This window comes from Streptomyces torulosus (genome assembly GCF_001419765.1).
GTDB classification, from domain to species: domain Bacteria; phylum Actinomycetota; class Actinomycetes; order Streptomycetales; family Streptomycetaceae; genus Streptomyces; species Streptomyces torulosus.
Genome location: NZ_LIRK01000216.1, coordinates 1 through 7250, shown reverse-complemented (window position 1 = coordinate 7250; position 7250 = coordinate 1). Strand labels below are relative to the sequence as shown.

Annotated in this window: 8 protein-coding genes; 4 read left to right on the top strand and 4 right to left on the bottom strand. The window is 73.3% G+C overall.

Translation table 11 applies throughout. The features are described from left to right. Positions 1–1422 (top strand): oxidoreductase (locus tag AOK23_RS15890; RefSeq protein WP_476718301.1); only part of this gene is annotated, 1422 nt, incomplete at its 5' end. Between the two features lie 27 nt (positions 1423–1449). Here AOK23_RS15890 and AOK23_RS15885 read toward each other — a convergent pair. Both AOK23_RS15885 and AOK23_RS15880 read right to left on the bottom strand, forming a co-directional pair. Next, positions 1450–2268 carry a PaaX family transcriptional regulator gene (locus AOK23_RS15885; protein ID WP_055713369.1) on the bottom strand — a complete coding sequence of 273 codons (819 nt, stop codon included), beginning with the start codon at positions 2266–2268 and terminating at the stop codon, positions 1450–1452. 15 nt (positions 2269–2283) lie between these two features. Continuing rightward, the gene (locus AOK23_RS15880; RefSeq protein ID WP_420823712.1) at positions 2284–3993 is read right to left on the bottom strand and encodes an AMP-binding protein; all 1710 of its coding nucleotides are present in this window, start codon (positions 3991–3993) and stop codon (positions 2284–2286) included. Positions 3994–4040: 47 nt separating this feature from the next. On the opposite strand from AOK23_RS15880, the gene AOK23_RS15875 reads away from it, so the two are divergent. Together AOK23_RS15875 and AOK23_RS15870 are read left to right on the top strand one after the other, a co-directional pair. After that, complete coding sequence (locus AOK23_RS15875; protein ID WP_055713368.1) at positions 4041–5180, top strand: acyl-CoA dehydrogenase family protein; 1140 nt, start codon at positions 4041–4043, stop codon at positions 5178–5180. Beyond that, entirely contained in the window at positions 5177–5575 is a 399-nt protein-coding gene (locus tag AOK23_RS15870; protein WP_055713367.1) for a RidA family protein, read from the top strand. Before AOK23_RS15875 ends, AOK23_RS15870 begins: the two co-directional genes overlap by 4 nt. Positions 5576–5681: 106 nt before the next feature. Here AOK23_RS15870 and AOK23_RS15865 read toward each other — a convergent pair whose 3' ends face one another. Next, positions 5682–5870 carry a DUF5999 family protein gene (locus tag AOK23_RS15865; protein WP_055713366.1) on the bottom strand — a complete coding sequence of 63 codons (189 nt, stop codon included), beginning with the start codon at positions 5868–5870 and terminating at the stop codon, positions 5682–5684. Between the two features lie 256 nt (positions 5871–6126). Between AOK23_RS15865 and AOK23_RS15860 the strand changes: the two genes are divergently transcribed. Then, a complete protein-coding gene (locus AOK23_RS15860; protein ID WP_055713365.1) occupies positions 6127–6564 on the top strand; it encodes a DUF6299 family protein in 438 nt (145 codons plus the stop codon). 66 nt (positions 6565–6630) lie between these two features. On the opposite strand, the gene AOK23_RS15855 is transcribed toward AOK23_RS15860, so the two are convergent. Then, on the bottom strand, positions 6631–7250 hold a 620-nt coding region (locus tag AOK23_RS15855; protein ID WP_055713364.1), incomplete at its 5' end, for a carbonic anhydrase.

Genomic DNA, 7250 nt, shown 5'->3' with positions numbered 1-7250 from the left:
GAGGACGCCCTCGCGCTGGCCGCCTGCCTGGAGGAACAGCCCGACCTGGACCGGGCGCTGGCCGCCTACGAGGAGGAGCGGCGCCCCGTCGTCGCCTCGACGCAGCGTGCGGCGCGGGCCAGCCTGGAGTGGTTCGAGAACATCGGCCTGTACCGGCGCCAGCCGCCCCGGCAGTTCGCGTTCAACCTGCTCACCCGCAGCCGCCGCGTCACCCACGACAACCTCCGGCTGCGCGACGCGCACTTCACGGGCGCCGTGGAGCGGGAGTTCGGCTGCCCGCCGGGCACGCCCCCGATGTTCACCCCGTTCCGGCTGCGTGGCCTGACCCTGCGCAACCGGGTCGTCGTGTCCCCCATGGACATGTACTCGGCGACCGACGGCCTCCCCGGCGACTTCCACCTCGTCCACCTGGGCGCGCGGGCGCTCGGCGGCGCCGGGCTCGTGATGACCGAAATGGTGTGCGTGAGCCCCGAGGGGCGCATCACCCCCGGCTGCGCCGGACTGTGGAACGCCCGGCAGTCCGAGGCATGGCGCCGCGTCGTCACCTTCGTGCACGACAAGGCACCCGGCACGGCCATCGGCGTCCAGCTCGGCCACTCCGGCCGCAAGGGCTCCACCAAACGCATGTGGGAGGGCATCGACGAGCCGCTGGACGACGGCAACTGGCCCCTCGTCGCCGCCTCCCCACTCCCGTACACACCGGCGAACCCCACCCCACGCGAACTCTCCCGCGCTCAACTCACCGACATACGCGAGCAGTTCACCTCGGCCGCCTGCCGTGCCGCCCGCAGCGGTTTCGACCTCCTCGAACTCCACTGCGCGCACGGCTATCTGCTCTCCGGGTTCCTCTCCCCGCTGACGAACCGCCGCACCGACCGGTACGGCGGCCCACTGGACCGCCGGCTGCGCTTCCCCCTCGAAGTGTTCGACGCGGTGCGGGCCGTCTGGCCCGAGGAACGGCCGATGACGGTCCGGATCTCCGCCACGGACTGGGCGCGGGGCGGTACGACCGCCGACGAGGCCGTGCAGATCGCCCGGGCCTTCGCCGCGCACGGGGCGGACGCCGTCGACGTCTCGACCGGACAGGTCGTGGCCGACGAGCGCCCCGCGTACGGCCGCTCGTACCAGACCCCGTACGCGGACCGGATCCGCCACGAGGCGGGGATACCGGTGATCGCCGTGGGCGCGATCTCCTCCTGGGACGACGTCAACTCCCTGATCCTCGCCGGCCGCACCGACCTCTGCGCCCTCGGCCGCCCCCACCTCTACGACCCGCACTGGACGCTTCACGCCGCGGCCGAGCAGGGCTACGAGGGCCCGGCCGTGACCTGGCCCGATCCCTACCGGGCGGGAAGCCGCCGCCCGAACACCGGCCGCACCGACGCCCCCAAGCCGAGGCTCACCCTGGGCGGCGCCCCATGACCCCGACGGTCACCCGCCGGCAGCGCTCTACGCTTCGAGCCCCGCGAACGCCGCCCCGGCGTCCCGCAGCCGCTCGTGCAGGGCCCGGAACACGGCCGCCGAGCGCACACCCGGCCAGTTCGCCGGCAGCAGCGCGGCCGGCAGCCCGGGGTCGACGTACGGCAGATGGCGCCAGGAGTCCAGGACCAGCAGGTAGTCGCGGTAGGCCACCTCCGGCGGCGTGTCGGCGCGGCGCTCCCAGTCGTGCAGCACGGGCGCGTGCCGGTCGAGGAACGCCTCGTGCTGCTTGGCGATCCCGGCCAGGTCCCACCACCGCGACACCGCCTCGGCGGTCGCCGCGAACCCCAGATGCTCGCCCCGGAACAGCTCCACGTACGGGTCGAGCCGCAGCCGTACGAGGGTGTGCCGGGTCTCCTCGTACAGCCGTGCGGGCGCGATCCATACGCCCGGCGCCGCCGTGCCGAAGCCGAGGCCGGCCAGCCGGGAGCGCAGCACGTGCCGCTTCTGCCGCTCGGACTCCGGCACCGAGAACACGGCGAGCACCCACCCCTCGTCCTGCTCCGGAGCCGTCGCGTAGATCCGCCGGTCGCCGTCGTCCAGGAGCTGCCGCGCGTCGTCCGACAGCGCGTACCCGGCGGCGCCCGCCGCGGTCCGGGCGGGCAGCAGTAGTCCGCGGCGCTTCAGCCGGGACACCGAGGAACGGACGGAGGGCGCGTCGACACCCACCGCGGCGAGCAGCCGGATCAGCTCGGAGACGGGCACGGGACCCGGCACCGAACGGCCGTACGCGCCGTAGAAGGTGACGATGAGCGAACGTGGTGCATGCTGTTCGGACACGTTGATCATTTTAGGTCTTCGGTATCAGTGCTGGTCACCTGTGGTGCGCAGACGGAACCGCTGGAGTTTGCCGGTCGCCGTGCGCGGCAGGGCGTCCAGGAACACGATCTCGCGCGGACACTTGTACGGCGCCAGCTCGGCCCTGAGGAACGCGCGCAGCGCCTCGCCGTCCCGGTCCGCCCCCGCCGCGACGACCACATACGCCACGGCGACCTGCCCGCGGGCCTCGTCGGGCCGCCCCACGACCGCCGCCTCCAGTACCTCCGGATGGCGCAGCAGGGCGTCCTCGACCTCGGGGCCCGCGATGTTGTACCCGGCGGAGATGATCATGTCGTCGGCGCGGGCGACATAGCGGAAGTACCCGTCCGGCTCACGGACATAGGTGTCGCCGGTGACGTTCCAGCCGCCGCGCACGTACTCCCGCTGCCGCTCGTCCGCGAGATAACGGCACCCCACGGGCCCGCGCACCGCGAGCAGCCCCTGCTCCCCGTCCGGCACCGGCTCCCCGTCCGCGTCCTGCACGCGCGCGTGCCACCCCGGTACGGGAACGCCGGTCGTGCCGGGCCGTATGGCGTCGTCGGCCGCGGAGATGAAGATGTGCAGCAGCTCGGTCGCCCCGATGCCGTTGATGATCCGCAGCCCGGTCCGCTCGTGCCAGGCCCGCCAGGTGGCCGCCGGCAGGTTCTCGCCCGCCGACACGCACCGCCGCAGCGCCGACAGGTCGTGCCCGTCCAGTTCGCCGAGCATCGCCCGGTACGCCGTCGGCGCGGTGAACAGCACCGACACCCGGTGCTCCGCGAGCGCCGGCAGCAGCTGTTTCGGCCCCGCCTGTTCGAGCAGCAGGGCGCTGGCCCCGGCCCGCATCGGGAAGACGACGAGACCGCCGAGGCCGAAGGTGAAGCCGAGCGGGGGAGACCCGGCGAACACATCGTCGGCCCGGGGCCGCAGCACATGCCGGGAGAAGGTGTCCGCGACGGCCAGGACGTCCCGGTGGAAGTGCACGCATCCCTTGGGCCGCCCGGTGGTGCCGGAGGTGAAGGCGATCAGCGCCACGTCCTCGGCCGCCGTGTCGACCGCCGGGAACGGCCCGACCGGCGCGGGCAGACGGAGCAGGTCCTCCGGCCCGTCCCCACCGTACGTGGTGATCCTCAGCCCGGGGACCTCGGCCTTCACCAGGTCGTCCACGGACCGGATGTCGCACAGCGCGTGCGTGACCCGCGCCAGCTCACAGACCGTCACCAGCTCGTACGGCCGCTGCTGGGCGAGCACCGTCACCGCGACCGCCCCCGCCTTGAGCACCGCCAGCCAGCAGGCGGCGAGCCAGGGCGTGGTGGGCCCCCGCAGCAGGACCCGGTTGCCCGGGACGACCCCGAGCGCGGAGGTCAGGAGGTGGGCGACGCGGTCGACGCGGGCGGAGAGCTCGCCGTACGTCCAGGTCTCCCCGGCGGGCGTGTGGAAGACGGGCCGGTCGGGTTCGGTACCGCCGAGCAGTTCGGCGGCGGCGTTGAGCCGGTCGGGATAGCGCAGCTCGGGAAGGTCGAAGACCAGCTCGGGCCACTGCTCCGGGGGCGGCAGCCGGTCACGGGCGAAGGTGTCGACATGGGCGGTGACCCTGGAGTTCATGACGTTCGCCCCCTGCTCGGTCCCTGCGGTGGTGGACTCGCATGTGGTGGTGGACTCGCACGTCGTGGCGGGCTCGCATCTGGAGCGTATCGCCTTGGTGACGACAGTCAACAGATCGCGATAACCTGAAGCAGTCCGATGGGGGAGAGGGGACGGCAATGACCGCATTCTCACTCGAACCAGAACAACTCGCCCGATGCGCCGACCTGCGCGCCCTCGCCGCCGACCGGCTGCGTCCCCTCGCCGAGAAGGGCGAGCCCGGCCGCGTCAACCGCCCCCTCGTCGCCGAGTTGGGCCGCCTCGGCCTACTGCGCCGCCTGTTCACCTCCGGCGCCCTCGACCTCTGCCTGATGCGCGAGTCCTTGGCCTACGCCTGCACCGAGGCCGAGACCGCGCTCGCCCTCCAGGGGCTGGGCGCCCACCCCGTCCACGCCCACGGCACCGAGGCCCAGCGCGCCCGCTGGCTCCCCCGGGTGAGTGACGGCGACGCGGTCGCGGCCTTCGCGCTCAGCGAGCCCGGCGCCGGTTCGGACGCGGCGGCGCTGGAGCTGCGGGCCGAGCCCGACGGCACCGGCCGCTGGCGGCTCACCGGCGAGAAGTGCTGGATCTCCAACGCCCCCGAGGCCGACCTCTACACCGTCTTCGCCCGCACCACCCCCGGCGCGGGCGCCCGCGGTGTCACCGCCTTCCTGCTCCCGGCCGACCGCCCCGGCCTCTCCGGCACCCCGCTCGACATGCTGTCCCCGCACCCCATCGGCACCCTCGCCCTCGACGCCGTCCCCGTCGCCGCGGACGACGTCCTCGGCACACCCGGTCGGGGGTTCCGCGTCGCCATGGGCACCCTCAACCTGTTCCGCCCCAGCGTGGGCGCCTTCGCGGTCGGCATGGCCCAGGCCGCGCTCGACGCCACCCTCATCCACACCGCCCGGCGCGAGGCGTTCGGCGGAAAGCTGCGCGACCTCCAGACCGTCGCCCACCAGGTCGCCGAGATGGCGCTGCGCACGGAGGCCGCCCGGCTCATGGTCTATGCGGCGGCCACGGCGTACGACTCCGGTGCCCCGGACGTCCCCGGCCGAGCGGCGATGGCGAAGCTGCTGGCCACGGAGACCGCCCAGTACGTCGTGGACGCGGCCGTCCAACTGCACGGCGCCCGGGCGCTGCGACGCGGCCATCTCCTCGAACACCTCTACCGTGAGGTTCGGGCCCCACGGATCTACGAAGGGGCGAGCGAGGTGCAACGGGCCGTCATCGCCAAGGAGTTGTACGCCCGGACCGCGGAACAGGAGCCGTCCTCATGAGCATCGAACGGGTGAACCCGGCGGAGTTGTCGCGGCCCACCGGTTTCTCGCACGCGGTGGTGGCCACCGGGGGCCGGGTGGTCTTCCTGGCGGGCCAGACCGCGCTCGACGCGGACGGAAAGGTCGTGGGGGAGACGCTGGTCGAGCAGTTCGAGCGGGCGCTCGGCAATCTGCTGACCGCGCTGGAGGCCGTCGGCGGCACACCGGCCGACCTGGCCCGCGTCACCGTCTACGCCACGGATGTCGCCGACTACCGCGCCCATGTGTCGCGGCTCGGCCAGGTGTGGCGGAGGCTGGCGGGGCGGGACTATCCCGCCATGGCGGTCGTCGGTGTCGTCCGGCTCTGGGACGAGCGGGCCCTGGTGGAACTGGACGGATTCGCGGTCCTGCCGTAGCCCCGAGAAGCATCGGGCATCGGGCATCGGGCATCGGGCATCGGGCATCGGGCATCCGGCGCCGGGCGGCCGTGGTCCGGGCGGTCCCGGGCGGTCCGGGTGAGTCTCAGGCGGCGACGGCGAGACGGCTCGGGGCGACGACGCGGCCGTCGGGGAGGATCTCACCGGTGTCGTCGAAGACGATCGCCCCGTTGCACAGCAGGTTCCAGCCCTGCTCGGGGTGGAAGGCCACGATGTGCGCGGCGTCGGCGTTCGTGCTGTCGGCCGCGGGGCACAGGGGCTGGTGTGAACACATGGCGCACCTCCACGTCATTGTGAGTGCCGGCGGCGAGTCACCGCCTCGCAGTACTGACGATGCACGCCCTCGGAACGCGTCGACAAGGTGTCGCGGCGAGACGTGACAACACCCGGACGTCCTGTGACACGACGCGGACACAACACGGGGGTGTACGGGGGACGGCGGACGTGACGCGCCGACGGAGGGGTGACGATCGCCGGTGCCGCACGGCATGGCCGGTACCTCTGTAAGCCCAGCTCAAGGAGGTCATCCCATGCCCGCTTCCCGCGTCCGCCGGGTGCTCGGCACGGCCGCCGGCGCCGCGCTGCTGCTGTGCGCCGCCGCGCCGTCCGCCGGCGCCACGGCCGAACCGTTCGAGACGGTGACGGTCGACGCCACCGGAAAGGTCGCCCCCGACGGCACCCTCACCCTGTCGGGTACCTACCGCTGCCTCGGCGGCAGCGGGCCCGTCTTCGTCTCGTCGTCGCTGCAGCAGGGCGACAGCCTGGTCCGCAAGGGTGTCGGCGGGTCCGTGGCGATCTGCGACGGCGCCGACCACACGTGGACCCACACCGACAAGGCCGAGCCGGGCCGCTTCCGGCCGGGGCCGGCCCGGGTGGAGGCGACCGTCACGGAACTGTCCGGCGGGAGACTGCCGCTGCCCCGCTTCCACGCCGTCCGCCAGCAGGACATCACCCTCGTCAAGGGCTGAGCCCCAGGACGCCGGAAGGGCCCCGGCGGAGATCCGCCGAGGCCCTTCCGTCCGTCTCGCGGCGGACTACTTCAGCAGGTGCACCCGCTGGGTGGTCAGGTCGTAGCGGGCGCCGACGATGGCCACCTTGCCCGTCTTCACCTTCGCGGCGAGGTCGGGCTCGGCCGCCAGCTTCGAGCGGACCAGCCGGACGTTCGCGTCGATGGTCGCCGCCACACGGGCGTCGCCCTCCACGTGGTGGTCGATCGCCGGGCGGATCTGGTCGGCCACGTACTGGATGTGGGCCGGCAGCTTCTCGCCGGTGCTGTCCGCCTGGACGGCCGCCTTCACGGCCCCGCAGGACTGGTGGCCGAGCACCATCACCAGCGGGATGTCCAGTTCGAGCACGCCGTACGCGACACTGCCGAGCACCGCCTCGTCCAGTACCTCGCCCGCGCTGCGCACGGTCATGAGGTCACCGAGGCCCTGGTCGAAGACCAGCTCCGGGGGGACGCGGGAGTCGATGCAGCCGAGGATGAGCGCGAAGGGGTGCTGACCGGTCGTCAGGGTCTTGCGGGTGGTGGCGTCCTGGTCGGGGTACTGCTGGTGGAAGGTCCGCCACCGGCGGTTGCCCTTCGACAGTTCCTTCAGCGCCTTCTCGGGGGTGTCCGGCCGGGTGGGGGTGGCGGCCGGACACCCCCGAGAAG